This is a genomic window from Escherichia sp. WS1368 (genome assembly GCF_046487485.1).
Lineage (GTDB): Bacteria > Pseudomonadota > Gammaproteobacteria > Enterobacterales > Enterobacteriaceae > Escherichia > Escherichia coli.
On sequence record NZ_JBJQJI010000008.1, the window covers coordinates 99,763 to 126,044 of the forward strand.

22 protein-coding genes are annotated in these 26,282 nt (G+C 54.5%); 15 read left to right on the forward strand and 7 right to left on the reverse strand.

All coding sequences use genetic code 11. The annotated features are described in order from the left end of the window. The first annotated feature begins 3 nt into the window (after positions 1-3). The 4 genes from prpD (at position 4) to codA (ending at position 6,150) form a co-directional block, all read left to right on the forward strand. Complete coding sequence (gene prpD / locus ACJHYD_RS15625) at positions 4-1,455, forward strand: 2-methylcitrate dehydratase (protein ID WP_001550689.1); 1,452 nt, start codon at positions 4-6, stop codon at positions 1,453-1,455. A 39-nt stretch (positions 1,456-1,494) separates the two neighbouring features. Beyond that, the gene (prpE, locus tag ACJHYD_RS15630) at positions 1,495-3,381 is read left to right on the forward strand and encodes a propionate--CoA ligase (RefSeq protein ID WP_000010270.1); all 1,887 of its coding nucleotides are present in this window, start codon (positions 1,495-1,497) and stop codon (positions 3,379-3,381) included. Between the two features lie 236 nt (positions 3,382-3,617). Continuing rightward, positions 3,618-4,877, forward strand: a complete 1,260-nt coding sequence (codB, locus tag ACJHYD_RS15635) for a cytosine permease (protein ID WP_000076225.1) — start codon at positions 3,618-3,620, stop codon at positions 4,875-4,877. Beyond that, positions 4,867-6,150, forward strand: a complete 1,284-nt coding sequence (codA, locus tag ACJHYD_RS15640) for a cytosine/isoguanine deaminase (protein WP_001550690.1) — start codon at positions 4,867-4,869, stop codon at positions 6,148-6,150. Before codB ends, codA begins: the two co-directional genes overlap by 11 nt. Before the next feature lie 39 nt (positions 6,151-6,189). Here the strand turns inward: codA and cynR are convergent, their stop codons facing one another. Then, entirely contained in the window at positions 6,190-7,089 is a 900-nt protein-coding gene (gene cynR, locus ACJHYD_RS15645; protein WP_001550692.1) for a transcriptional regulator CynR, read from the reverse strand. A gap of 109 nt (positions 7,090-7,198) precedes the next feature. On the opposite strand from cynR, the gene cynT reads away from it, so the two are divergent. From cynT to cynX, 3 genes are read left to right on the forward strand one after another with little or no spacing between them, the layout of a single operon-like run. Next, positions 7,199-7,858 (forward strand): carbonic anhydrase CynT, encoded by a 660-nt coding sequence (gene cynT / locus ACJHYD_RS15650; RefSeq protein ID WP_000658642.1) that lies wholly within the window; start codon positions 7,199-7,201, stop codon positions 7,856-7,858. 30 nt (positions 7,859-7,888) lie between these two features. After that, the gene (gene cynS, locus ACJHYD_RS15655; RefSeq protein WP_001550693.1) at positions 7,889-8,359 is read left to right on the forward strand and encodes a cyanase; all 471 of its coding nucleotides are present in this window, start codon (positions 7,889-7,891) and stop codon (positions 8,357-8,359) included. Between the two features lie 5 nt (positions 8,360-8,364). Beyond that, entirely contained in the window at positions 8,365-9,546 is a 1,182-nt protein-coding gene (gene cynX, locus ACJHYD_RS15660; protein WP_001550694.1) for a cyanate transporter CynX, read from the forward strand. Between the two features lie 87 nt (positions 9,547-9,633). On the opposite strand, the gene lacA is transcribed toward cynX, so the two are convergent. The 5 genes from lacA to ACJHYD_RS15685 form a co-directional block, all read right to left on the reverse strand. Further along, positions 9,634-10,245, reverse strand: coding sequence for a galactoside O-acetyltransferase (gene lacA / locus ACJHYD_RS15665; RefSeq protein WP_001445686.1), 612 nt, complete (start codon positions 10,243-10,245; stop codon positions 9,634-9,636). 65 nt (positions 10,246-10,310) lie between these two features. Further along, entirely contained in the window at positions 10,311-11,564 is a 1,254-nt protein-coding gene (gene lacY / locus ACJHYD_RS15670; protein ID WP_000291549.1) for a lactose permease, read from the reverse strand. A gap of 51 nt (positions 11,565-11,615) precedes the next feature. Further along, the gene (gene lacZ, locus ACJHYD_RS15675) at positions 11,616-14,690 is read right to left on the reverse strand and encodes a beta-galactosidase (protein WP_001550695.1); all 3,075 of its coding nucleotides are present in this window, start codon (positions 14,688-14,690) and stop codon (positions 11,616-11,618) included. A 122-nt stretch (positions 14,691-14,812) separates the two neighbouring features. Then, positions 14,813-15,895, reverse strand: coding sequence for a DNA-binding transcriptional repressor LacI (lacI, locus tag ACJHYD_RS15680; protein WP_019842507.1), 1,083 nt, complete (start codon positions 15,893-15,895; stop codon positions 14,813-14,815). 76 nt (positions 15,896-15,971) lie between these two features. After that, positions 15,972-16,805, reverse strand: a complete 834-nt coding sequence (locus tag ACJHYD_RS15685) for a DNA-binding transcriptional regulator (RefSeq protein WP_001550698.1) — start codon at positions 16,803-16,805, stop codon at positions 15,972-15,974. Between the two features lie 190 nt (positions 16,806-16,995). On the opposite strand from ACJHYD_RS15685, the gene ACJHYD_RS15690 reads away from it, so the two are divergent. The 8 genes from ACJHYD_RS15690 (at position 16,996) to ACJHYD_RS15725 (ending at position 25,294) form a co-directional block, all read left to right on the forward strand. Continuing rightward, complete coding sequence (locus ACJHYD_RS15690) at positions 16,996-18,660, forward strand: bifunctional 3-(3-hydroxy-phenyl)propionate/3-hydroxycinnamic acid hydroxylase (protein ID WP_001007419.1); 1,665 nt, start codon at positions 16,996-16,998, stop codon at positions 18,658-18,660. Between the two features lies 1 nt (position 18,661). Continuing rightward, the gene (gene mhpB / locus ACJHYD_RS15695) at positions 18,662-19,606 is read left to right on the forward strand and encodes a 2,3-dihydroxyphenylpropionate/2,3-dihydroxicinnamic acid 1,2-dioxygenase (protein ID WP_001550699.1); all 945 of its coding nucleotides are present in this window, start codon (positions 18,662-18,664) and stop codon (positions 19,604-19,606) included. Between the two features lie 17 nt (positions 19,607-19,623). Continuing rightward, positions 19,624-20,490 (forward strand): 2-hydroxy-6-oxonona-2,4-dienedioate hydrolase, encoded by an 867-nt coding sequence (gene mhpC / locus ACJHYD_RS15700; RefSeq protein WP_000121898.1) that lies wholly within the window; start codon positions 19,624-19,626, stop codon positions 20,488-20,490. Between the two features lie 9 nt (positions 20,491-20,499). Next, positions 20,500-21,309, forward strand: a complete 810-nt coding sequence (gene mhpD, locus ACJHYD_RS15705) for a 2-keto-4-pentenoate hydratase (protein ID WP_000160712.1) — start codon at positions 20,500-20,502, stop codon at positions 21,307-21,309. Further along, positions 21,306-22,256, forward strand: a complete 951-nt coding sequence (gene mhpF, locus ACJHYD_RS15710; protein WP_001550700.1) for an acetaldehyde dehydrogenase — start codon at positions 21,306-21,308, stop codon at positions 22,254-22,256. The genes mhpD and mhpF overlap by 4 nt, the downstream gene beginning before the upstream one ends. Next, positions 22,253-23,266, forward strand: a complete 1,014-nt coding sequence (gene mhpE / locus ACJHYD_RS15715; RefSeq protein WP_001550701.1) for a 4-hydroxy-2-oxovalerate aldolase — start codon at positions 22,253-22,255, stop codon at positions 23,264-23,266. The genes mhpF and mhpE overlap by 4 nt, the downstream gene beginning before the upstream one ends. 175 nt (positions 23,267-23,441) lie before the next feature. Beyond that, on the forward strand, positions 23,442-24,653 hold the full coding sequence (gene mhpT / locus ACJHYD_RS15720) for a 3-(3-hydroxy-phenyl)propionate transporter MhpT (RefSeq protein ID WP_001550702.1): 1,212 nt from the start codon (positions 23,442-23,444) through the stop codon (positions 24,651-24,653). Between the two features lie 101 nt (positions 24,654-24,754). Further along, positions 24,755-25,294: a DUF2058 domain-containing protein gene (locus ACJHYD_RS15725; protein ID WP_001096705.1), complete on the forward strand. Its 540-nt coding sequence runs from the start codon at positions 24,755-24,757 to the stop codon at positions 25,292-25,294. Between the two features lie 125 nt (positions 25,295-25,419). Here ACJHYD_RS15725 and fghA read toward each other — a convergent pair whose 3' ends face one another. After that, positions 25,420-26,253, reverse strand: coding sequence for an S-formylglutathione hydrolase (fghA, locus tag ACJHYD_RS15730; protein WP_001550703.1), 834 nt, complete (start codon positions 26,251-26,253; stop codon positions 25,420-25,422). Positions 26,254-26,282 lie beyond the last annotated feature (29 nt).

Genomic DNA, 26,282 nt, shown 5'->3' on the forward strand with positions numbered 1-26,282 from the left:
CCAATGTCAGCTCAAATCAACAACATCCGCCCGGAATTTGATCGTGAAATCGTTGATATCGTCGATTACGTGATGAACTACGAAATTAGCTCTAAAGTGGCCTACGACACCGCACATTACTGCCTGCTCGACACTCTCGGCTGCGGTCTGGAAGCTCTCGAATACCCGGCCTGTAAAAAACTGCTGGGGCCAATTGTTCCTGGCACTGTCGTCCCTAACGGCGTGCGCGTCCCCGGAACTCAGTTCCAGCTCGACCCCGTCCAGGCGGCATTTAACATCGGCGTGATGATCCGTTGGCTCGATTTCAACGATACCTGGCTGGCGGCGGAGTGGGGCCATCCTTCCGACAACCTCGGCGGCATTCTGGCAACGGCGGACTGGCTTTCGCGTAACGCGGTCGCTAGCGGCAAAGCGCCGTTGACCATGAAGCAGGTGCTGACCGCAATGATCAAAGCCCATGAAATTCAGGGCTGCATCGCGCTGGAAAACTCCTTTAACCGCGTCGGCCTCGACCACGTTCTGTTAGTGAAAGTGGCTTCCACCGCCGTGGTCGCCGAAATGCTCGGCCTGACCCGCGAGGAAATTCTCAACGCCGTTTCGCTGGCGTGGGTGGACGGTCAGTCGCTGCGCACCTATCGCCATGCGCCGAACACCGGCACGCGTAAATCCTGGGCGGCGGGCGATGCCACTTCCCGCGCGGTACGTCTGGCACTGATGGCGAAAACGGGCGAAATGGGTTACCCGTCAGCCCTGACTGCGCCTGTGTGGGGCTTCTACGACGTCTCCTTCAAAGGTGAATCGTTCCGCTTCCAGCGCCCGTACGGTTCTTACGTCATGGAAAATGTGCTGTTCAAAATCTCCTTCCCGGCGGAGTTCCACTCCCAGACGGCAGTTGAAGCGGCGATGACGCTCTATGAACAGATGCAGGTAGCAGGCAAAACGGCGGCGGATATCGAAAAAGTGACCATTCGCACCCACGAAGCCTGTATTCGCATCATCGACAAAAAAGGGCCGCTCAATAACCCGGCTGACCGCGACCACTGCATTCAGTACATGGTGGCGATCCCGCTGCTGTTCGGGCGCTTAACGGCGGCAGATTACGAGGACAACGTGGCGCAAGATAAACGCATCGACGCCCTGCGCGAGAAGATCAATTGCTTTGAAGATCCGGCATTTACCGCTGACTACCACGACCCGGAAAAACGTGCCATCGCCAATGCCATAACCCTTGAGTTCACCGACGGCACGCGATTTGAAGAAGTGGTGGTGGAGTACCCAATTGGTCATGCTCGCCGCCGTCAGGATGGCATTCCGAAGCTGGTCGATAAATTCAAAATCAATCTCGCGCGCCAGTTCCCGACTCGCCAACAGCAGCGCATTCTGGACGTTTCTCTCGACAGAGCTCGCCTGGAACAGATGCCGGTCAATGAGTATCTCGACCTGTACGTCATTTAAGCAAACAGCGGTAAGGCGTAAGTTCAACAGGAGAGCATTATGTCTTTTAGCGAATTTTATCAGCGTTCGATTAACGAACCGGAGCAGTTCTGGGCCGAGCAGGCCCGGCGTATTGACTGGCAGACGCCCTTTACGCAAACGCTCGACCACAGCAACCCGCCGTTTGCCCGTTGGTTTTGTGAAGGCCGAACCAACTTGTGCCACAACGCTATCGACCGCTGGCTGGAGAAACAGCCAGAGGCGCTGGCGCTGATTGCCGTCTCTTCGGAAACAGAAGAAGAGCGCACCTTTACCTTTCGTCAGCTGCATGACGAAGTGAACGCGGTGGCGTCAATGCTGCGCTCACTGGGCGTGCAGCGTGGCGATCGGGTGCTGGTGTATATGCCGATGATTGCCGAAGCGCATATTACTCTGCTGGCCTGCGCGCGCATTGGCGCTATTCACTCGGTGGTGTTTGGGGGATTTGCCTCGCACAGCGTGGCGGCGCGAATTGATGATGCTAAACCGGTGCTGATTGTCTCGGCTGATGCCGGAGCGCGCGGTGGCAAAATCATTCCCTATAAAAAATTGCTCGACGATGCGATAAGTCAGGCGCAGCACCAGCCACGCCATGTTTTGCTGGTGGATCGCGGGCTGGCGAAAATGGCACGCGTCAGCGGGCGGGATGTCGATTTCGCGTCGTTGCGCCATCAACACATCGGCGCGCGGGTACCGGTGGCGTGGCTGGAATCCAACGAAACCTCCTGCATTCTCTACACCTCCGGCACGACCGGCAAACCTAAAGGCGTGCAGCGTGACGTCGGCGGATATGCGGTGGCGCTGGCGACCTCGATGGACACCATTTTTGGCGGCAAAGCGGGCGGCGTGTTCTTCTGTGCCTCGGATATCGGCTGGGTGGTGGGGCATTCGTATATCGTCTACGCGCCGCTGCTGGCGGGGATGGCGACTATCGTTTACGAAGGATTACCGACCTGGCCGGACTGCGGCGTGTGGTGGAAAATCGTCGAGAAATATCAGGTTAGCCGCATGTTCTCAGCGCCGACCGCCATTCGCGTGCTGAAAAAATTCCCTACCGCTGAAATTCGCAAACACGATCTCTCGTCGCTGGAAGTGCTCTATCTGGCTGGAGAACCGCTGGACGAGCCGACCGCCAGTTGGGTGAGCAATACGCTGGATGTGCCGGTCATCGACAACTACTGGCAGACCGAATCCGGCTGGCCGATTATGGCGATTGCTCGCGGTCTGGACGACAGGCCGACGCGTCTGGGAAGCCCCGGCGTGCCGATGTATGGCTATAACGTGCAGTTGCTTAATGAAGTCACCGGCGAACCGTGTGGCGTCAACGAGAAAGGGATGCTGGTGGTGGAAGGGCCATTGCCGCCGGGGTGTATTCAGACCATTTGGGGCGACGACGACCGCTTTGTGAAGACGTACTGGTCGCTGTTTTCCCGTCCGGTGTACGCCACTTTTGACTGGGGTATCCGCGATGCTGACGGTTATCACTTTATTCTCGGGCGCACTGACGATGTGATTAACGTTGCCGGGCATCGGCTGGGGACGCGCGAGATTGAAGAGAGTATCTCCAGTCATCCGGGCGTTGCCGAAGTGGCAGTGGTTGGGGTGAAAGATGCGCTGAAAGGGCAGGTGGCGGTGGCGTTTGTCATTCCGAAAGAGAGCGACAGTCTGGAAGACCGAGACGTGGCGCACTCGCAAGAGAAGGCGATTATGGCGCTGGTGGACAGCCAGATTGGCAACTTTGGTCGCCCGGCGCACGTCTGGTTTGTCTCGCAATTGCCGAAAACGCGATCCGGAAAAATGCTGCGCCGCACGATCCAGGCGATTTGCGAAGGACGCGATCCTGGGGATCTGACGACCATTGATGATCCTGCGTCGTTGGATCAGATCCGCCAGGCGATGGAAGAGTAGGTTATTGTCGGATGCGTCGCCTGGCGCATCCGACACCATGCGCCGATGCCTGATGCGACGCTTACCGCGTCTTATTATGGCTACCCACTGTTTTTACACCGATAATTTTTCCCCCACCTTTTTGCACTCATTCATATAAAAAATATATTTCCCTACGAAAACGATTGCTTTTTATCTTCAGATGAATAGAATGCGGCGGATTTTTTGGGTTTCAGACAGCAAAAAGGGGGAATTTCGTGTCGCAAGATAACAACTTTAGCCAGGGGCCAGTCCCGCAGTCGGCGCGGAAAGGGGTATTGGCATTGACGTTCGTCATGCTGGGATTAACCTTCTTTTCCGCCAGTATGTGGACCGGCGGCACTCTCGGAACCGGTCTTAGCTATCATGATTTCTTCCTCGCAGTCCTCATCGGTAATCTTCTCCTCGGTATTTACACTTCATTTCTTGGTTACATTGGCGCAAAAACCGGCCTGACCACTCATCTTCTTGCTCGCTTCTCTTTTGGTGTTAAAGGCTCATGGCTGCCTTCACTGCTGCTGGGCGGCACCCAGGTTGGCTGGTTTGGCGTTGGCGTGGCGATGTTTGCCATTCCGGTGGGCAAGGCAACCGGGCTGGATATTAATTTGCTGATTGCCATTTCCGGTTTACTGATGACCGTCACCGTCTTCTTTGGCATTTCGGCGCTGACGGTTCTTTCGGTGATTGCGGTTCCGGCTATCGCCTGCCTTGGCGGTTATTCCGTGTGGCTGGCCGTTAACGGCATGGGCGGCCTGGACGCATTAAAAGCGGTCATTCCCGCACAACCGTTAGATTTCAATGTCGCGCTGGCGCTGGTTGTGGGGTCATTTATCAGTGCGGGCACGCTCACCGCTGACTTTGTCCGGTTTGGTCGTAATGCCAAACTGGCGGTGCTGGTGGCGATGGTGGCCTTTTTCCTCGGCAACTCGTTGATGTTTATTTTCGGTGCAGCGGGCGCGGCGGCACTGGGGATGGCGGATATCTCTGATGTGATGATTGCTCAGGGTCTGCTGCTGCCTGCGATTGTGGTGCTGGGGCTGAATATCTGGACCACCAACGATAACGCGCTCTATGCGTCGGGCTTAGGTTTCGCCAACATTACTGGTATGTCGAGCAAAACCCTTTCGGTAATCAACGGTATTATCGGTACGGTCTGCGCATTATGGCTGTATAACAATTTTGTCGGCTGGCTGACCTTCCTTTCGGCAGCTATTCCTCCGGTAGGGGGCGTGATCATCGCTGACTATCTGATGAACCGTCGCCGCTATGAGCACTTTGCGACCACGCGTATGATGAGTGTCAATTGGGTGGCGATTCTGGCGGTCGCCTTGGGGATTGCCGCAGGCCACTGGTTACCGGGTATTGTTCCGGTCAACGCGGTATTAGGTGGCGCGCTGAGCTATCTGATCCTTAACCCGATTTTGAATCGCAAAACGACGGCTGCAATGACGCATGTGGAGGCTAACAGTGTCGAATAACGCTTTACAGACAATTATTAACGCCCGGTTACCCGGCAAAGAGGGGCTGTGGCAGATTCATCTGCTGGACGGAAAAATCAGCGCCATTGATGCGCAATCCGGGGTGATGCCCGTAACTGAAAACAGCCTGGATGCCGAACAAGGTTTAGTTATACCGCCGTTTGTGGAGCCACATATTCACCTGGACACCACGCAAACCGCCGGACAACCGAACTGGAATCAGTCTGGCACGCTGTTTGAAGGCATTGAACGCTGGGCCGAGCGCAAAGCGTTATTAACCCATGACGATGTGAAACAACGCGCCTGGCAAACGCTGAAATGGCAGATTGCCAACGGCATTCAGCATGTGCGTACCCATGTCGATGTTTCGGATGCAACGCTGACCGCGCTGAAAGCAATGCTGGAAGTGAAGCAGGAAGTCGCGCCGTGGATTGATCTGCAAATCGTCGCCTTCCCGCAGGAAGGGATTTTGTCGTATCCCAACGGTGAAGCGTTGCTGGAAGAGGCGTTACGCTTAGGGGCAGACGTAGTGGGGGCGATTCCGCATTTTGAATTTACCCGTGAATATGGCGTGGAGTCGCTGCATAAAACCTTCGCCCTGGCGCAAAAATACGACCGTCTCATCGATGTTCACTGTGATGAGATTGATGACGAACAGTCGCGCTTTGTTGAAACCGTTGCTGCCCTGGCGCACCGTGAAGGCATGGGCGCGCGAGTCACCGCCAGCCACACTACGGCAATGCACTCCTATAACGGGGCGTATACCTCGCGCCTGTTCCGCTTGCTGAAAATGTCCGGTATTAACTTTGTCGCCAACCCGCTGGTCAATATTCATCTGCAAGGACGTTTCGATACGTATCCAAAACGTCGCGGCATCACGCGCGTTAAAGAGATGCTGGAGTCCGGCATTAACGTCTGCTTTGGTCACGATGATGTCTTCGATCCGTGGTATCCACTGGGAACGGCGAATATGCTGCAAGTGCTGCATATGGGGCTGCATGTTTGTCAGTTGATGGGCTACGGGCAGATTAACGACGGCCTGAATTTAATCACCCACCATAGCGCCAGGACGTTGAATTTGCAGGATTACGGCATTGCCGCCGGAAACAGCGCCAACCTGATTATCCTGCCTGCAGAAAATGGGTTTGATGCGCTGCGCCGTCAGGTTCCTGTACGTTATTCGGTACGTGGCGGTAAGGTGATTGCCAGCACACAACCGGCACAAACCACCGTATATCTGGATCAGCCAGAAGCCATCGATTACAAACGGTAATTTCCTCTGTGTTGAAGAGCCACTGACCTGTGTCAGTGGCTACCGTGATTCATTCCCGCCAACAACCGCGCATTCCTCCAACGCCATGTGCAAAAATGCCTTCGCGGCGGCTGTCTGCCAGCTATTTTTCCGCCGCAATAAAACCGCCGTTCTCTCCAGTAACGGTGGGGCAAGGGATATAGCTTTAAGCCCGTCATGTTGTGTGGCAATCGCTGCTGGCAACAATGTGGAAAGGGAAGTGCGGCGAATCAGCTCCAGAACCGCGCTAATTGAGTTCGCCTCAATGACCACCTGTGGATGTAGCCCCGCTTTCTCGCAGTAGTGGTCAATTTGCTCTCTGGTGGCAAATTCCGCGCTGAGCAGGACCAGTTTTTCATCATGCAAGCGACTCAACGCCACCTGTTCACAGGCAGCCAGCGGATGATGTTGCGCCACGACTAACGCTAAACTTTCTGTCAGTAAAGGAATTGCCTCCAGCTCCGGCGAATGCACAGGCGCGAAGGCAATCCCAACGTCCAACTCGTCGCGACAAAGCAGATCTTCGATTTTCTCCTGCGACATTTCCTGTAGCTGGAGCGTGATGCCGGGGTAGCGCGCATAGAAATCCGCCATTAAAGGGCCGATAAAGTAGCTTGTAAAGGTGGGAGTGACGGCGATACGCAGCGATCCTCGCGTCAGATCGGCAACATCATGAATCGCCCGTTTACCCGCCCCCAGTTCCTGTAACGCCCGGCTGGCGTACTGTCGCCAGACTTCTCCTGCATCAGTGAGACGAATCGTTCGCCCGCTACGGTCAAACAGCGGCACGCCTAAACTCTCCTCTAACTGGCGAATCTGCTGGGAAAGCGCAGGCTGGGAGACGTGCAACGCACTGGCGGCACGGGTAAAGCTGCCATGTTCAGCCACGGCAAGAAAATAATTGATATGTCGAGAGAGCATTCGCCAACCTATAAGTAAATCCAATAGAACTCATCATAAATGAGACTTTTACCTTATGACAATCGGCGAGTAGTCTGCCTCTCATTCCAGAGACAGACAGAGGTTAACGGTGAAAGAGATTATTGATGGATTCCTTAAATTCCAGCGCGAGGCATTTCCGAAGCGGGAAGCCTTGTTTAAACAGCTGGCGACACAGCAAAGCCCGCGCACACTTTTTATCTCCTGCTCCGACAGCCGTCTGGTCCCTGAGCTGGTGACGCAACGTGAGCCTGGCGATCTGTTCGTTATTCGCAACGCGGGCAATATCGTCCCTTCCTACGGGCCGGAACCCGGTGGCGTTTCTGCTTCGGTGGAGTACGCCGTCGCTGCGCTTCGGGTATCTGACATTGTGATTTGCGGTCATTCCAACTGTGGCGCAATGACCGCTATTGCCAGCTGCCAGTGCATGGACCATATGCCTGCCGTCTCTCACTGGCTGCGTTATGCCGATTCAGCCCGCGTCGTTAATGAGGCGCGCCCGCATCCCGATTTACCGTCAAAAGCTGCGGCGATGGTACGTGAAAACGTCATTGCTCAGTTGGCTAATTTGCAAACTCATCCATCGGTGCGCCTGGCGCTCGAAGAGGGGCGGATCGCCCTGCACGGCTGGGTCTACGACATTGAAAGCGGCAGCATCGCAGCTTTTGACGGCGCAACCCGCCAGTTTGTGCCACTGGCCGCTAATCCTCGCGTTTGTGCCATACCGCTACGCCAACCGACCGCAGCGTAACCTTATTTTTAAACCATCAGGAGATCCACCATGATTCAGTCGCAAATTAACCGCAATATTCGTCTTGATCTTGCCGATGCCATTTTGCTCAGCAAAGCTAAAAAAGATCTCTCATTTGCCGAGATTGCCGACGGCACCGGTCTGGCAGAAGCCTTTGTAACCGCGGCTTTGCTGGGGCAGCAGGCGCTTCCTGCCGACGCCGCCCGCCTGGTCGGAGCGAAGCTGGATCTCGACGAAGACGCCATTCTACTGTTGCAGATGATTCCACTGCGTGGCTGCATTGATGAACGTATTCCAACCGACCCAACGATGTATCGTTTCTATGAAATGTTGCAGGTGTACGGCACAACCCTGAAAGCGTTGGTTCATGAGAAGTTTGGCGATGGCATTATCAGCGCGATTAACTTCAAACTCGACGTTAAGAAAGTGGCGGACCCGGAAGGTGGCGAACGTGCGGTCATCACCTTAGATGGTAAATATCTGCCGACCAAACCGTTCTGACAGCCATGCGCAACCATCAAAAGACGTTCACGATGCTGCTGGTTCTGGTGCTGATTGGTCTTAATATGCGACCACTGCTCACCTCCGTCGGGCCACTGCTACCGCAATTGCGCCAGGCAAGCGGAATGAGCTTTAGCGTGGCTGCCCTGTTGACCGCTCTGCCGGTGGTTACCATGGGCGGGCTGGCGCTGGCCGGAAGCTGGCTTCATCAGCATGTCAGCGAACGTCGCAGCGTCGCCATCAGTTTGTTACTGATTGCCGTCGGTGCATTGATGCGTGAGCTTTACCCCCAAAGTGCGCTGCTGCTTAGCAGCGCACTGCTTGGTGGAGTGGGGATCGGCATCATTCAGGCAGTGATGCCTTCGGTGATTAAACGGCGGTTTCAGCAGCGCACGCCACTGGTGATGGGGCTGTGGTCCGCGGCTCTGATGGGCGGCGGTGGACTTGGTGCCGCCATGACGCCATGGTTAGTTCAACATAGCGAAACCTGGTATCAAACACTCGCCTGGTGGGCGCTGCCTGCCGTTGTTGCGCTCTTTGCCTGGTGGTGGCAAAGCGCCCGCGAGGTCGCCTCTTCTCACAAGACAACAACCACTCCGGTTCGCGTGGTATTTACTCCCCGCGCGTGGACGCTGGGTGTTTACTTCGGTCTGATTAACGGCGGTTACGCCAGCCTGATTGCCTGGTTACCCGCTTTCTATATTGAGATTGGTGCCAGCGCGCAGTACAGCGGTTCCTTGCTGGCATTGATGACGCTTGGGCAAGCAGCAGGGGCATTGCTGATGCCTGCTATGGCTCGCCATCAGGATCGGCGCAAACTTTTGATGCTGGCGCTGGCGTTACAACTGGTGGGGTTCTGCGGCTTTATCTGGCTGCCGCTGCAATTGCCGGTATTGTGGGCAATGGTGTGTGGGTTAGGTCTGGGCGGCGCATTTCCGCTCTGTTTGCTGCTGGCGCTCGATCACTCTGCGCAACCCGCTATTGCTGGCAAACTGGTGGCGTTTATGCAGGGGATCGGTTTTATCATCGCCGGGCTTGCCCCGTGGTTTTCTGGTGTGCTGCGTAGTATCAGTGGCAATTACTTGATGGACTGGGCGTTTCATGCGCTGTGCGTCGTTGGGCTGATGATCATAACCCTGCGTTTTGCACCAGCACGTTTTCCGCAGCTGTGGGTCAAAGAGGCATGATGCGACGCTTGTTTCGCCAGATAATGGAAGAGTGAATTATTGTCGGATGTGCCCAATGGCGCATCCGACATTTATTTCAGTGCTAATTTAAACTGAAGGTTCAACTTTATAATCTTTGTAATAATAGTGCTTATCCCGGTCGTTTATTTCGCGAATAACCCGGCAAGGAACGCCAGCAGCCACGACGTTTGGTGGAATGTCTTTTATGACGACACTACCCGCGCCAATAACAGAATTATCCCCGATGGTGACGCCTGGATTAATGACCACATGACTTCCGATCCAGACGTTATTGCCAATCGTTATCGGAAAAGAGTACATCTCACCGTTTTTTCTTAATTCATGGTGTACCGGGTGTCCCGTAACGGAAAGAGTAACGTTGGGTGCAATCAGTACGTTATCACCGATTGTTACCGTGTAGTCATCGACAATGGTTAAATTAAAATTTGCATAAAAATTGCGGCCTATATGGATGTTGGAACCGTAAGAGAAATAGACGGGAGGTTCTACCCAGGCGTTTTCCCCTACCGTGGCAAACATTTCTTTAATCAGGCTTTCTCTTTTTTCAACTTCTGATGGATGCGAGTGATTAAACTCATACATTAACGTTTTCCCACGAAGTCTTTTTTCCGGTAAGCCTTCGCACATATCGGTAAATAGCTTGCCTGCTTTTATTCTTTCGGTCATTGGCATGTTCATTGCGATCATTCCGTTATGATATGTTGGTCGGATAAGGCGCTCGCGCCGCATCCGACATTGATTGCTTAAGCGACTTCATTCACCTGACGACGCAGTAGAGAAAGCGGACCGGGGCCGCTAAGCGTGAACACGGAAATTAAGGTGAAGCCCAACGCCACCAGACCCAGCACCAGATAAGCGCCCTGGAAACCGATGCTTTCATACATATTGCCCGCCAGTACAGACATAAAAATCATCGCCAGTTGCTTAAAGAAGCAGAAACAGACCAGATAAATCGTCGCTGAAAAACGCACTTCAAACTGGCTGGTAATATATTTAAAGCAGCCCACCAGCAGGAACGGTACTTCAAACATATGCAGCGTTTTCAGAATAACCACTTCCAGCGCTGAGGTGGCGAACGATGAGCCAATAATACGTACAGACATAATAGTGCCAGCCAGCAGCAGGGCGTTTTTCCCACCGATGCGATTAATGATCAGCGGCGCGAAGAACATAATCGAGGCGTTAAGTAATTCGCCCATTGTCGTTACGTAGCCAAATACCCGCGTACCCTGTTCACCGGTGGCAAAGAACGAAGTAAAGAAATTAGCAAACTGTTGGTCAAAAACATCGTAGGTGCAGGAAACGCCAATAACATACAGTGACAAAAACCACAGTTTTGGCTGTCTGAACAGTTCCAGCGCCAGCTTAAGGCTAAATGCCGAATGGTTGGCACCTACCGCATTGGCAACCGTGGCGGAAGAGGGTGCATCCGTTTTGGCGAAAAAGAGCAAAACGGCGAGGATGAGTGCACAGCCAGAACCCAGCCAGAAAACAAACTGATTATTGATGGTGAACATGATGCCGACAATCGAGGCACACAGCGCCCAGCCAACACAGCCAAACATCCGCGCGCGACCAAATTCGAAATTACTGCGACGGCTGACTTTCTCGATAAATGCCTCTACTGCTGGCGCACCGGCGTTAAAACAAAAGCCAAGATAAATACCACCAACAATCGATCCTACTAAAATGTTGTATTGTAACAGTGGCCCGAAGATAAAAATAAAGAACGGCGCAAACATCACTAACATGCCGGTAATAATCCACAGCAGGTATTTGCGCAGCCCGAGTTTGTCAGAAAGCAGACCAAACAGCGGTTGGAATAATAGCGAGAACAGAGAAATAGCAGCAAAAATAATACCCGTATCACTTTTGCTGATATGGTTGATGTCATGTAGCCAAATCGGGAAAAACGGGAAGTAGGCTCCCATGATAAAAAAGTAAAAGAAAAAGAATAAACCGAACATCCAAAAGTTTGTGTTTTTTAAATAGTACATAATGGATTTCCTTACGCGAAATACGGGCAGACATGGCCTGCCCGGTTATTATTATTTTTGACACCAGACCAACTGGTAATGGTAGCGACCGGCGCTCAGCTGGAATTCCGCCGACACTGACGGGCTCCAGGAGTCGTCGCCACCAATCCCCATATGGAAACCGTCGATATTCAGCCATGTGCCTTCTTCCGCGTGCAGCAGATGGCGATGGCTGGTTTCCATCAGTTGTTGTTGGCTGTAGCGACTGATATTGAACTGGAAGTCGCCGCGCCACTGGTGTGGGCCATAATTCAATTCGCGCGTCCCGCAGCGCAGACCGTTTTCGCTCGGGAAGACGTACGGGGTATACATGTCTGACAATGGCAGATCCCAGCGGTCAAAACAGGCCGCAGTAAGGCGGTCGGGATAGTTTTCTTGCGGCCCTAATCCGAGCCAGTTTACCCGCTCTGCGACCTGCGCCAGCTGGCAGGTCAGGCCAATCCGTGCCGGATGCGGTGTATCGCTCGCTACTTCAACATCAACGGTAATCGCCATTTGAACACTACCATCAATCCGGTAGGTTTTCCGGCTGATAAATAAGGTTTTCCCCTGATGCTGCCACGCGTGAGCGGTCGTAATCAGCACCGCGTCGGCAAGTATATCTGCCGTGCACTGCAACAACGCCGCTTCGGCCTGGTAATGGCCCGCCGCCTTCCAGCGTTCGACCCAGGCGTTAGGGTCAATGCGGGTCGCTTCACTTACGCCAATGTCGTTATCCAGCGGTGCGCGGGTGAACTGATCGCGCAGCGGCGTCAGCAGTTGTTTTTCATCGCCAATCCACATCTGTGAAAGAAAGCCTGACTGGCGGTTAAATTGCCAACGCTTATTACCCAGCTCGATGCAAAAATCCATTTCGCTGGTGGTCAGATGCGGGATGGCGTGGGGCGCGGAGGGGAGTGTCACGCTGAGGTTTTCCGCCAGACGCCACTGCTGCCAGGCGCTAATGTGTCCGGCTTCTGACCATGCGGTCGCGTTCGGTTGCACTACGTGTACCGTAAGCCAGAGTTGTCCGGTGCTTTCCGGCTGCGGTAGTTCAGGCAGTTCAATCAACTGTTTATCTTGTGGAGCAACATCCAGAGGCACTTCACCGCTTGCCAGCGGCTTGCCATCCAACGCCACCGACCAGTGCAGGAGCTCGTTATCGCTATGACGGAACAGGTATTCGCTGGTCACTTCGATGGTTCGCCCGGATAAACGGAACTGGAAAAACTGCTGCTGGTGTTTTGCTTCCGTCAGCGCCGGATGCGGCGTGCGGTCGGCAAAGACCAGACCGTTCATGCAGAACTGGCGATCGTTTGGCGTATCGCCAAAATCACCGCCGTAAGCCGACCACGGGTTGCCGTTTTCATCATATTTAATCAGCGACTGATCCACCCAGTCCCAGACGAAGCCGCCCTGTAAACGGGGGTACTGACGAAACGCCTGCCAGTATTTAGCGAAGCCGCCAAGACTGTTACCCATCGCGTGGGCATATTCGCAAAGGATCAGCGGGCGCGTCTCTCCAGGCAGCGAAAGCCATTTTTTGATGGACCATTTCGGCACCGCCGGGAAGGGCTGGTCTTCATCCACGCGCGCGTACATCGGGCAAATAATATCGGTGGCCGTGGTGTCGGCTCCGCCGCCTTCATACTGCACCGGGCGGGAAGGATCGACAGATTTGATCCAGCGATACAGCGCGTCGTGATTAGCGCCGTGGCCTGATTCATTCCCCAGCGACCAGATGATCACACTCGGGTGATTACGATCGCGCTGCACCATTCGCGTTACGCGTTCGCTCATCGCTGGTAGCCAGCGCGGATCATCGGTCAGACGATTCATTGGCACCATGCCGTGGGTTTCAATATTGGCTTCATCCACCACATACAGGCCGTAGCGGTCGCACAACGTGTACCACAGCGGATGATTCGGATAATGCGAACAGCGCACGGCGTTAAAGTTGTTCTGCTTCATCAGCAGGATATCCTGCACCATCGTCTGCTCATCCATGACCTGACCATGCAGAGGATGATGCTCGTGACGGTTAACGCCGCGAATCAGCACCGGCTTGCCGTTCAGCAGCAGGAGACCATTTTCAATCCGCACTTCGCGGAAACCGACATCGCAGGCTTCTGCTTCAATCAGCGTGCCGTCGGCGGTGTGCAGTTCAACCACTGCACGATAGAGATTCGGGATTTCGGCGCTCCACAGCGCCGGGTTTTCGACGTTCAGACGTAGCGTGACGCGATCGGCATAACCACCACGCTCATCGATAATTTCACCGCCGAAAGGCGTGGTGCCGCTGGCGACCTGCGTTTCACCCTGCCACAAAGAAACCGTCACCCGCAGCTCATCGCGCAGTTCGCCGCACATCTGAACTTCTGCCTCCAGTACCGCGCGGCTGAAATCATCATTAAAGCGAGTGGCAACATGGAAATCGCTGATTTGTGTGGTCGGTTTGTGCAGCAACGAGACGTCACGGAAAATGCCGCTCATCCGCCACATATCCTGATCTTCCACATAACTGCCGTCACTCCAGCGCAGCACCATCACCGCGAGGCGGTTTTTTCCGGCGCGTAAAAATGCGCTCAGGTCAAATTCAGACGGCAAACGGCTGTCCTGGCCGTAACCGACCCAGCGCCCGTTGCACCACAGATGAAACGCCGAGTTAACACCATCAAAAATAATTCGCGTCTGGCCTTCCTGTAGCCAGCATTCATCAATATTAAATGTGAGCGAGTAACAACCTGTCGGATTCTCCGCGGGAACAAAAGGCGGATTGACCGTAATGGGATAGGTCACGTTGGTGTAGATAGGCGCATCGTAACCGTGCATCTGCCAGTTTGAGGGGACGACGACAGTATCGGCCTCAGGAAGATCGCACTCCAGCCAGCTTTCCGGCACCGCTTCTGGTGCCGGAAACCAGGCAAAGCGCCATTCGCCATTTAGGCTGCGCAACTGTTGGGAAGGGCGATCGGTGCGGGCCTCTTCGCTATTACGCCAGCTGGCGAAAGGGGGATGTGCCGCAAGGCGATTAAGTTGGGTAACGCCAGGGTTTTCCCAGTCACGACGTTGTAATACGACGGCCAGTGAATCCGTAATCATAGTCATAGCTGTATCCTGTGTGAAATTGTTATCCGCTCACAATTCCACACAACATACGAGCCGGACGCATAAAGTGTAAAGCCTGGGGTGCCTAATGAGTGAGCTGACTCACATTAATTGCGTTGCGCTCACTGCCCGCTTTCCAGTCGGGAAACTTGTCGTGCCAGCTGCATTAATGAATCGGCCAACGCGCGGGGAGAGGCGGTTTGCGTATTGGGCGGAAGGGTGGTTTTTCTTTTCACCAGTGAGACGGGCAACAGCTGATTGCCCTTCACCGCCTGGCCCTGAGAGAGTTGCAGCAAGCGGTCCACGCTGGTTTGCCCCAGCAGGCGAAAATCCTGTTTGATGGTGGTTAACGGCGGGATATAACACGAGCTGTCTTCGGTATCGTCGTATCCCACTACCGAGATATCCGCACCAACGCGCAGCCCGGACTCGGTAATGGCGCGCATTGCGCCCAGCGCCATCTGATCGTTGGCAACCAGCATCGCAGTGGGAACGATGCCCTCATTCAGCATTTGCATGGTTTGTTGAAAACCGGACATGGCGCTCCAGTCGCCTTCCCGTTCCGCTATCGGCTGAATTTGATTGCGAGTGAGATATTTATGCCAGCCCGCCAGGCGCAGACGTGCCGAGACAGAACTTAATGGACCTGCTAACAGCGCGATTTGCTGGTGACCCAATGCGACCAGATGCTCCACGCCCAGTCGCGTACCGTCTTCATGGGAGAAAATAATACTGTTGATGGGTGTCTGGTCAGAGACATCAAGAAATAAAGCCGGAACATTAGTGCAGGCAGCTTCCACAGCAATGGCATCCTGGTCATCCAGCGGATAGTTAATGATCAGCCCACTGACGCGTTGCGCGAGAAGATTGTGCACCGCCGCTTTACAGGCTTCGACGCCGCTTCGTTCTACCATCGACACCACCACGCTGGCACCCAGTTGATCGGCGCGAGATTTAATCGCCGCGACAATTTGCGACGGCGCGTGCAGGGCCAGACTGGAGGTGGCAACGCCAATCAGCAACGACTGCTTGCCCGCCAGTTGTTGTGCCACGCGGTTGGGAATGTAATTCAGCTCCGCCATCGCCGCTTCTACTTTTTCCCGCGTTTTCGCAGAAACGTGGCTGGCCTGGTTCACCACGCGGGAAACGGTCTGATAAGAGACACCGGCATACTCTGCGACATCGTATAGCGTTACTGGTTTCACATTCACCACCCTGAATTGACTCTCTTCCGGGCGCTATCATGCCATACCACGAAAGGTTTTGCGCCATTCGATGGTGTCAACGTAAATGCACGCCGCTTCGCCGTCCGGCCACCAGAATAGCCTGCGATTCAACCCCTTCTTCGATCTGTTTTGCCACCCGTTGCAGCGCCGGAAGATGCTTTTCCGCTGCCTGTTCAATGGTCATTGCGCTCGCCATATACACCAGATTCAGACAGCCAATCACCCGTTGTTCACTGTGCAGCGGTACGGCAATAGAGGCGATCTTCTCCTCCTGATCCCAGCCGCGGTAGTTCTGTCCGTAACCCTCTTTGCGCGCGCGCGCCAGAATGGCTTCCAGCTTTAACGGTTCCCGTGCCAGTTGATAGTCATCACCGGGGCGGGAGGCTAACATTTCGATTAATTCCTTGCGTTCTTGTTCCGGGCAAAAGGCCAGCCAGGTCAGGCCCGAGGCGGTTTTCAGAAGCGGTAACCGTCGCCCGACCATTGCCCGGTGAAAGGATAAGCGGCTGAAACGGTGGGTAGTTTCGCGTACCACCATTGCATCAACATCCAGGGTGGACACATCTGTTGGCCAAACCACTTCGCGCAACAGATCGCCCAGCAGCGGGGCCGCCAGTGCAGAAATCCACTGTTCGTCACGAAATCCTTCGCTTAATTGCCGCACTTTGATGGTCAAACGAAAACTATCATCGGAGGGACTACGCCGGACATATCCCTCTTCCTGCAGCGTCTCCAGCAGTCGCCGCACAGTGGTGCGATGCAGGCCGCTGAGTTCCGCCAGCAGCCCGACGCTGGCACCGCCATCAAGTTTATTTAACATATTTAATAACATTAGACCGCGGGTTAAGCCGCGCACGGTTTTGTATTCCGTCTGCTCATTGTTCTGCATATTAATTGACATTTATATATTTAAAACAACGTGGTGCACCTGGTGCACATTCGGGCATGTTTTGATTGTAGCCGAAAACACCCTTCCTATACTGAGCGCACAATAAAAAATCATTTACATGTTTTTAACAAAATAAGTTGCGCTGTACTGTGCGCGCAACGGCATTTTGTCCGAGTCGTGAGGTACTGAAATGGCAATACAACACCCTGACATCCAGCCTGCTGTTAACCATAGCGTTCAGGTGGCGATCGCTGGTGCCGGTCCGGTCGGGCTGATGATGGCGAACTATCTCGGCCAGATGGGCATTGACGTGCTGGTGGTGGAGAAACTCGATAAGTTGATCGACTACCCGCGTGCGATTGGTATTGATGACGAGGCGCTGCGCACCATGCAGTCGGTTGGCCTGGTCGATAATGTTCTGCCGCACACTACGCCGTGGCACGCGATGCGTTTTCTCACCCCAAAAGGTCGCTGTTTTGCTGATATTCAGCCAATGACCGATGAATTTGGCTGGCCGCGCCGTAACGCCTTTATTCAGCCTCAGGTCGATGCGGTGATGCTGGAAGGATTGTCGCGTTTTCCGAATGTGCGCTGCCTGTTTTCCCGCGAGCTGGAGGCCTTCAGCCAGCAAGATGACGAAGTGACCTTGCACCTGAAAACGGCAGAAGGGCAGCGGGAAACGGTCAAAGCCCAGTGGCTGGTGGCCTGTGATGGTGGGGCAAGTTTTGTCCGTCGCACCCTGAATGTGCCGTTTGAAGGTAAAACTGCGCCAAATCAGTGGATTGTGGTAGATATCGCCAACGATCCGTTAAGTACGCCGCATATCTATTTGTGTTGTGATCCGGTGCGCCCGTATGTTTCTGCCGCGCTGCCTCATGCGGTACGTCGCTTTGAATTTATGGTGATGCCGGGAGAAACCGAAGAACAGCTGCGTGAGCCGCAAAATATGCGCAAGCTGTTAAGCAAAGTGCTGCCTAATCCGGACAATGTTGAATTGATTCGCCAGCGTGTCTACACCCACAACGCGCGACTGGCGCAACGTTTTCGTATTGATCGCGTACTGCTGGCGGGCGATGCCGCGCACATCATGCCGGTGTGGCAGGGGCAGGGCTATAACAGTGGTATGCGCGACGCCTTTAACCTCGCATGGAAACTGGCGTTGGTTATCCAGGGGAAAGCCCGCGATGCGCTGCTCGATACCTATCAACAAGAACGTCGCGATCACGCCAAAGCGATGATTGACCTGTCCGTGACGGCGGGCAACGTGCTGGCTCCACCGAAACGCTGGCAGGGTACGTTACGTGACGGCGTTTCCTGGCTGTTGAATTATCTGCCGCCAGTAAAACGCTACTTCCTCGAAATGCGCTTCAAGCCGATGCCGCAATATTACGGCGGTGCGCTGGTGCGTGAGGGCGAAGCGAAGCACTCTCCGGTCGGCAAGATGTTTATTCAGCCGAAAGTCACGCTGGAAAACGGCGACGTGACGCTGCTCGATAACGCGATCGGCGCGAACTTCGCGGTAATTGGCTGGGGATGCAATCCACTGTGGGGGATGAGCGACGAGCAAATCCAGCAGTGGCGCGCGTTGGGCACACGCTTCATTCAGGTGGTGCCGGAAGTGCAAATTCATACCGCACAGGATAACCACGACGGCGTACTACGCGTGGGCGATACGCAAGGTCGCCTGCGTAGCTGGTTCGCGCAACACAATGCTTCGCTGGTGGTGATGCGCCCGGATCGCTTTGTTGCCGCCACCGCCATTCCGCAAACCCTGGGCAAGACCCTGAATAAACTGGCGTCGGTGATGACGCTGACCCGCCCTGATGCCGACGTTTCTGTCGAAAAGGTAGCCTGATATGTACGCTTATCTTCACTGTCTTTCCCACTCGCCGCTGGTGGGGTATGTCGACCCGGCGCAAGAGGTGCTCGATGAGGTCAATGGCGTGATTGCCAGCGCCCGCGAGCGTATTGCGGCTTTCTCCCCTGAACTGGTGGTGCTGTTTGCGCCAGATCACTACAACGGCTTTTTCTATGACGTGATGCCACCGTTCTGTTTAGGCGTTGGAGCGACGGCAATTGGTGATTTCGGCAGTGCGGCAGGAGAGCTGCCCGTGCCTGTGGAGCTGGCGGAGGCCTGTGCGCATGCCGTCATGAAGAGCGGGATCGATCTTGCCGTTTCTTACTGTATGCAGGTGGACCACGGGTTCGCCCAGCCGCTGGAGTTCCTGCTCGGTGGGCTGGATAAGGTGCCGGTTCTGCCTGTGTTCATCAACGGTGTCGCCACACCGCTGCCCGGTTTCCAGCGTACCCGCATGTTGGGGGAAGCCATTGGACGTTTCACCAGCACTCTCAATAAACGCGTGCTGTTCCTTGGGTCCGGTGGGCTTTCCCATCAGCCGCCGGTGCCAGAACTGGCGAAAGCCGATGCCCATATGCGCGACCGTCTGTTGGGGAGCGGGAAAGATTTACCCGCCACTGAGCGTGAATTGCGTCAGCAGCGGGTGATTAGCGCCGCTGAGAAGTTTGTTGAGGATCAGAGAACTCTGCATCCGCTCAACCCGATTTGGGATAACCAGTTCATGACTTTGCTGGAGCAGGGACGCATACAGGAACTGGATGCCGTCAGTAACGAAGAGCTTTCCGCCATTGCCGGAAAGTCGACACATGAAATCAAAACCTGGGTCGCCGCTTTTGCCGCTATTTCTGCGTTTGGCAACTGGCGTAGCGAAGGGCGTTATTACCGCCCAATCCCGGAGTGGATTGCCGGATTTGGCTCGTTAAGCGCCAGAACAGAGAACTGAATATGCAGGAGAAGATGATGAGTTATCAGCCACAAACCGAAGCCGCCACCAGCCGTTTTCTGAATGTAGAAGAAGCGGGTAAAACGCTGCGCATCCATTTTAATGACTGCGGACAAGGCGACGAAACTGTTGTCCTGCTGCATGGTTCCGGCCCGGGTGCTACTGGCTGGGCGAACTTCAGCCGCAATATCGATCCGCTGGTAGAGGCGGGCTATCGGGTGATCCTGCTGGATTGTCCGGGTTGGGGTAAGAGCGATTCGATCGTTAATAGTGGTTCGCGATCGGATCTTAATGCGCGAATCCTGAAAAGCGTGGTGGATCAACTGGATATCGCCAAAATCCACCTGCTGGGCAACTCGATGGGCGGCCACAGTTCTGTGGCGTTCACTCTTAACTGGCCGGAGCGCGTCGGCAAACTGGTGCTGATGGGCGGCGGTACGGGCGGCATGAGTTTGTTTACGCCGATGCCAACCGAAGGTATTAAGCGACTGAATCAGCTTTATCGTCAGCCGACTATCGAAAACCTGAAGCTGATGATGGATATCTTCGTTTTTGATACCAGCGATTTGACCGACGCCCTGTTTGAAGCGCGCCTGAATAATATGCTGTCGCGCCGCGATCACCTGGAAAACTTCGTTAAGAGCCTGGAAGCCAATCCGAAACAGTTCCCGGATTTTGGCCCACGTCTGGCGGAAATCAAAGCGCAAACCCTGATTGTCTGGGGGCGCAACGACCGCTTTGTGCCGATGGATGCGGGTCTGCGTCTGCTGTCCGGCATTGCCGGTTCTGAACTGCATATCTTCCGCGACTGTGGTCACTGGGCGCAGTGGGAACATGCCGACGCTTTCAATCAACTGGTGCTGAATTTCCTCGCACGCCCTTAAGGAACGGTCATGACGAAGCATACTCTTGAGCAACTGGCGGCGGATTTACGCCGCGCCGCAGAGCAGGGCGAAGCGATTGCGCCGCTGCGCGATCTGATTGGTATCGATAACGCTGAAGCGGCCTACGCCATTCAGCACATCAATGTGCAACATGACGTCGCTCAGGGACGGCGAGTGGTGGGGCGCAAAGTGGGGCTGACGCATCCGAAAGTGCAGCAACAACTGGGCGTTGATCAACCGGATTTCGGGACATTATTTGCCGACATGTGTTATGGCGATAACGAAACCATTCCTTTTTCCCGTGTTCTGCAACCCCGCATTGAAGCGGAGATTGCACTGGTGTTGAACCGCGATCTACCCGCAACCGATATCACCTTCGACGAATTGTATAACGCCATTGAATGGGTACTTCCGGCGCTGGAAGTGGTGGGGAGCCGCATTCGCGACTGGTCGATTCAGTTTGTCGATACCGTGGCAGATAACGCCTCCTGTGGAGTGTATGTCATCGGCGGTCCGGCGCAACGTCCGGCGGGGTTAGACCTGAAAAACTGCGCCATGAAGATGACGCGTAATAACGAAGAGGTTTCCAGCGGGCGCGGCAGCGAATGCCTGGGACATCCGCTTAATGCCGCCGTCTGGCTGGCACGCAAAATGGCCAGCCTGGGTGAACCGCTGCGCGCCGGAGATATCATTCTTACCGGGGCATTAGGTCCGATGGTGGCGGTGAATGCGGGCGATCGTTTTGAAGCCCATATCGAAGGCATAGGTTCAGTTGCTGCGACATTTTCAAGCGCAGCCCCAAAAGGAAGTCTGTCATGAGTAAGCGTAAAGTCGCCATTATCGGTTCTGGCAACATTGGCACCGATCTGATGATTAAAATTTTGCGTCACGGTCAGCATCTGGAGATGGCGGTGATGGTCGGCATTGATCCTCAGTCCGACGGTCTGGCGCGTGCCAGACGTATGGGCGTCGCCACCACCCATGAAGGGGTGATCGGGCTGATGAACATGCCTGAATTTGCTGATATCGACATTGTATTTGATGCGACCAGCGCGGGTGCGCATGTGAAAAACGATGCCGCTTTGCGCGAAGCGAAACCGGATATTCGCTTAATTGACCTGACGCCTGCTGCCATCGGCCCCTACTGCGTGCCGGTCGTTAATCTCGAGGCGAATGTCGATCAACTGAACGTCAACATGGTCACCTGCGGCGGCCAGGCCACCATTCCAATGGTGGCGGCAGTTTCACGCGTGGCGCGTGTTCAATACGCCGAAATTATCGCTTCTATTGCCAGTAAATCTGCCGGACCTGGCACGCGTGCCAATATCGATGAATTTACGGAAACCACTTCGCGCGCCATTGAAGTGGTGGGTGGCGCGGCAAAAGGGAAGGCGATTATTGTGCTTAACCCAGCAGAGCCACCGTTGATGATGCGTGACACGGTGTATGTATTGAGCGATGAAGCTTCACAAGATGATATCGAAGCCTCAATCAATGAAATGGCTGAGGCGGTGCAGGCTTACGTACCGGGTTATCGCCTGAAACAGCGCGTGCAGTTTGAAGTCATCCCGCAGGATAAACCGGTCAATTTACCAGGCGTGGGGCAGTTCTCCGGGCTGAAAACGGCGGTCTGGCTGGAAGTCGAAGGCGCAGCGCATTATCTGCCTGCCTATGCGGGCAACCTCGACATTATGACTTCCAGTGCGCTGGCGACAGCGGAAAAAATGGCCCAGTCACTGGCGCGCAAGGCAGGAGAAGCGGCATGAACGGTAAAAAACTTTATATCTCGGACGTCACGTTGCGTGACGGTATGCACGCCATTCGTCATCAGTATTCGCTGGAAAATGTCCGCCAGATTGCCAAAGCACTGGACGATGCCCGCGTGGATTCGATTGAAGTGGCCCATGGCGACGGTTTGCAGGGGTCCAGCTTTAACTATGGTTTCGGCACACATAGCGACCTTGAATGGATTGAAGCGGCGGCGGATGTGGTGAAGCACGCCAAAATCGCGACGTTGTTGCTGCCTGGAATCGGCACTATTCACGATTTGAAAAATGCCTGGCAGGCTGGCGCGCGGGTGGTTCGTGTGGCAACGCACTGTACCGAAGCCGATGTTTCCGCCCAGCATATTCAGTATGCCCGCGAGCTCGGAATGGACACCGTTGGTTTTCTGATGATGAGCCATATGACCACGCCGGAGAATCTCGCAAAGCAGGCAAAGCTGATGGAAGGCTACGGTGCGACCTGTATTTATGTGGTGGATTCTGGCGGTGCGATGAACATGAGCGATATCCGTGACCGTTTCCGCGCCCTGAAAGCAGTGCTGAAACCAGAAACGCAAACCGGCATGCACGCTCACCATAACCTGAGTCTTGGCGTGGCGAACTCTATCGCGGCGGTGGAAGAGGGCTGCGACCGAATCGATGCCAGTCTCGCGGGAATGGGGGCGGGCGCAGGTAACGCGCCGCTGGAAGTGTTTATTGCCGCCGCGGATAAACTGGGTTGGCAGCATGGGACCGATCTCTATGCGTTAATGGATGCCGCTGACGACCTGGTGCGTCCGTTGCAGGATCGTCCGGTACGAGTCGATCGCGAAACGCTGGCGCTGGGATATGCCGGTGTTTACTCCAGCTTCCTGCGTCACTGTGAAACGGCGGCGGCGCGTTATGGCTTAAGCGCGGTGGATATTCTCGTTGAGCTGGGCAAGCGCCGGATGGTTGGCGGCCAGGAGGATATGATCGTCGACGTGGCGCTGGATCTGCGCAACAACAAATAATGATGACTGCCGAGAACGTGCATTTTGTATGCCCATCCCAGCACGACTGCCGGATGCGGCGTAAACGCCTTATCCGGCCTATATTTCGCCCGTAGGCAGTCATTAAATGGTTCTGATTACGCGGCTGACAATGTATCAGCCGCGATTCACCTGCACTCGCAACGAGGTTCATCTTATGTCGACTCGTACCCCTTCATCATCTTCAACCCGCCTGATGCTGACTATCGGGCTTTGTTTTTTGGTCGCTCTGATGGAAGGACTGGATCTTCAGGCGGCTGGCATTGCGGCGGGTGGCATCGCCCAGGCTTTCGCACTCGATAAAATGCAAATGGGCTGGATATTCAGCGCCGGAATACTCGGTTTGCTACCCGGCGCGCTGGTTGGCGGAATGCTGGCGGACCGTTATGGTCGTAAGCGTATTTTAATTAGCTCAGTTGCGCTGTTTGGTTTGTTCTCACTGGCAACGGCGATTGCCTGGGATTTCCCCTCACTGGTCTTTGCGCGACTGATGACCGGTGTCGGGCTGGGGGCGGCGTTGCCGAATCTGATCGCCCTGACGTCTGAAGCCGCGGGTCCACGTTTTCGTGGGACGGCAGTGAGCCTGATGTATTGCGGTGTCCCCATTGGCGCGGCGCTGGCGGCGACACTGGGTTTCGCGGGGGCAAACTTAGCCTGGCAAACGGTGTTTTGGGTCGGTGGTGTAGTGCCGTTGATTCTGGTGCCACTATTAATGCGCTGGCTGCCGGAGTCGGCGGTTTTCGCTGGCGAAAAACAGGCTGCGCCACCACTGCGTGCGTTATTTGCGCCAGAAACGGCAACCGCGACGCTGCTGCTGTGGTTGTGTTATTTCTTCACTCTGCTGGTGGTCTACATGTTGATCAACTGGCTACCGCTGCTTTTGGTGGAGCAAGGATTCCAGCCATCGCAGGCGGCAGGGGTGATGTTTGCACTGCAAATGGGGGCGGCAAGCGGGACGTTAATGTTGGGCGCATTGATGGATAAGCTGCGTCCAGTAACCATGTCGCTACTGATTTATAGCGGCATGTTAGCTTCGCTGCTGGCGCTGGGAACGGTGTCGTCATTTAACGGTATGCTGCTGGCGGGATTCGTCGCGGGGTTGTTTGCGACAGGTGGGCAAAGCGTTTTGTATGCCCTGGCACCGTTGTTTTACAGTTCGCAGATCCGCGCAACAGGTGTGGGAACAGCCGTGGCGGTAGGGCGTCTGGGGGCTATGAGCGGTCCGTTACTGGCCGGGAAAATGCTGGCATTAGGCACTGGCACGGTTGGCGTAATGGCCGCTTCTGCGCCGGGTATTCTTGTTGCTGGCCTGGCAGTGTTTATTTTGATGAGCCGGAGATCACGAATGCAGCCGTGCGCCGATGCCTGACGCGCCTTATTAAGTAGGGGCGAAAGGGACTTGCCCCCAATACACCTACGGCGTTTACAGGTATACTCGCTAAAAATTATTCAGCGGGTTTGGAAACAAAGATGGCAAAACTTACCTTACAAGAGCAATTGCTCAAAGCAGGATTAGTCACCAGCAAAAAAGCGGCGAAGGTCGAGAGAACGGCGAAAAAATCGCGTGTTCAGGCGCGTGAAGCTCGGGCGGCGGTAGAAGAAAACAAAAAGGCACAGCTTGAGCGTGATAAACAGCTTAGCGAGCAGCAAAAACAAGCGGCGTTGGCGAAAGAATATAAAGCTCAGGTGAAGCAGCTTATCGAAATGAACCGAATCACCATTGCCAATGGCGATATTGGTTTTAACTTCACTGACGGTAATCTGATTAAGAAAATCTTTGTCGATAAGCTCACGCAAGCGCAGTTGATTAATGGTCGTCTGGCGATTGCCCGCTTGTTGGTCGATAACAATAGCGAAGGTGAATACGCCATTATTCCCGCCAGCGTTGCCGATAAAATTGCTCAGCGTGATGCCAGCAGTATTGTGTTGCACAGCGCGCTCAGCGCCGAAGAGCAGGATGAAGACGATCCGTATGCCGACTTCAAAGTGCCTGATGATTTGATGTGGTAAACATAGATAAGTCGTGCGCAGATGCCTGATGCGACGCTGCCGCGTCTTATCATGCCTACAAATTCCCGCGCCATCCGGAGGCCGGATAAGGCGTTCACGCCGCATCCGGCAGTCGTGCACTATTATTAACGCATATTCAGTTTATTGGCGTGGTAGGCAATATGCTCGCCAATAAAACTGGAGACAAAATAATAGCTGTGATCATAACCCTCGTGATAACGGATTAACGTTTTGATATTCATCTCCTGGCAGATCTTTTCAAGATTTGGAGTCCGCAGCTGTTCTGCGTAAAAATCATCACTCAACCCCTGATCAACCATGATTTCCGCAACACGTTGACCTTGTGAAATAAGGCTCACCGGATCGTAATCCAACCAGGCCTCTTTATTTTCACCAAGATATGCGGCAAAGGCTTGCTGTCCCCACGGTACTTGCGATGGGGAGACAATGGGCGAAAACGCCGAGACGCTGACATATTCATCTGGATTACGTAACGCCAGCACCAGTGCACCCAGCCCGCCCATAGAATGACCTGAGATAGACTTTCTGGCCGTTGCCGGAAAATGTTGCATCACTAAATCCGGCAGCTCGTTGCGGATATAGTCATACATTTTGTAATGTTCATTCCACGGCGCTTGCGTTGCGTTCAGGTAAAACCCGGCACCTTGCCCGAGATCGTAACGGTCAGCATCTGCGACATGACTGCCTCGCGGACTGGTGTCTGGCGCAACAACAATAATGTTGTGCTCCGCCGCGTAACGCTGCATCCCCGATTTAGTAATGAAATTCTGCTCGTTGCAAGTCAGCCCTGAAAGCCAGTACAACACCGGCAATTTTTCACTTGCGGCTTTTGGTGGGAGATAGACGCCGACATTCATTTCACATTTCAGTGATGGGGAATAATGCCGATACACATTTTGCCAGCCGCCAAAGCTGGCATGTTTTTCAATGAGTTCCATCAGTCATTATCTCACGGTTAATCCCCCGG

Bases quoted from the DNA above. Each gene is read 5' to 3' on its own strand.
- fghA (WP_001550703.1), bottom strand. From the start codon at position 26,253: ATGGAACTCATTGAAAAACATGCCAGCTTTGGCGGCTGGCAAAATGTG.
- mhpT (WP_001550702.1), top strand. From the start codon at position 23,442: ATGTCGACTCGTACCCCTTCATCATCTTCAACCCGCCTGATGCTGACT.
- lacZ (WP_001550695.1), bottom strand. From the start codon at position 14,690: ATGACTATGATTACGGATTCACTGGCCGTCGTATTACAACGTCGTGAC.
- mhpC (WP_000121898.1), top strand. From the start codon at position 19,624: ATGAGTTATCAGCCACAAACCGAAGCCGCCACCAGCCGTTTTCTGAAT.
- cynX (WP_001550694.1), top strand. From the start codon at position 8,365: ATGCGCAACCATCAAAAGACGTTCACGATGCTGCTGGTTCTGGTGCTG.
- mhpF (WP_001550700.1), top strand. From the start codon at position 21,306: ATGAGTAAGCGTAAAGTCGCCATTATCGGTTCTGGCAACATTGGCACC.
- lacA (WP_001445686.1), bottom strand. From the start codon at position 10,245: ATGAACATGCCAATGACCGAAAGAATAAAAGCAGGCAAGCTATTTACC.
- cynR (WP_001550692.1), bottom strand. From the start codon at position 7,089: ATGCTCTCTCGACATATCAATTATTTTCTTGCCGTGGCTGAACATGGC.
- cynS (WP_001550693.1), top strand. From the start codon at position 7,889: ATGATTCAGTCGCAAATTAACCGCAATATTCGTCTTGATCTTGCCGAT.
- lacY (WP_000291549.1), bottom strand. From the start codon at position 11,564: ATGTACTATTTAAAAAACACAAACTTTTGGATGTTCGGTTTATTCTTT.
- ACJHYD_RS15685 (WP_001550698.1), bottom strand. From the start codon at position 16,805: ATGCAGAACAATGAGCAGACGGAATACAAAACCGTGCGCGGCTTAACC.
- prpE (WP_000010270.1), top strand. From the start codon at position 1,495: ATGTCTTTTAGCGAATTTTATCAGCGTTCGATTAACGAACCGGAGCAG.
- ACJHYD_RS15690 (WP_001007419.1), top strand. From the start codon at position 16,996: ATGGCAATACAACACCCTGACATCCAGCCTGCTGTTAACCATAGCGTT.
- prpD (WP_001550689.1), top strand. From the start codon at position 4: ATGTCAGCTCAAATCAACAACATCCGCCCGGAATTTGATCGTGAAATC.
- mhpE (WP_001550701.1), top strand. From the start codon at position 22,253: ATGAACGGTAAAAAACTTTATATCTCGGACGTCACGTTGCGTGACGGT.
- ACJHYD_RS15725 (WP_001096705.1), top strand. From the start codon at position 24,755: ATGGCAAAACTTACCTTACAAGAGCAATTGCTCAAAGCAGGATTAGTC.
- mhpB (WP_001550699.1), top strand. From the start codon at position 18,662: ATGTACGCTTATCTTCACTGTCTTTCCCACTCGCCGCTGGTGGGGTAT.
- mhpD (WP_000160712.1), top strand. From the start codon at position 20,500: ATGACGAAGCATACTCTTGAGCAACTGGCGGCGGATTTACGCCGCGCC.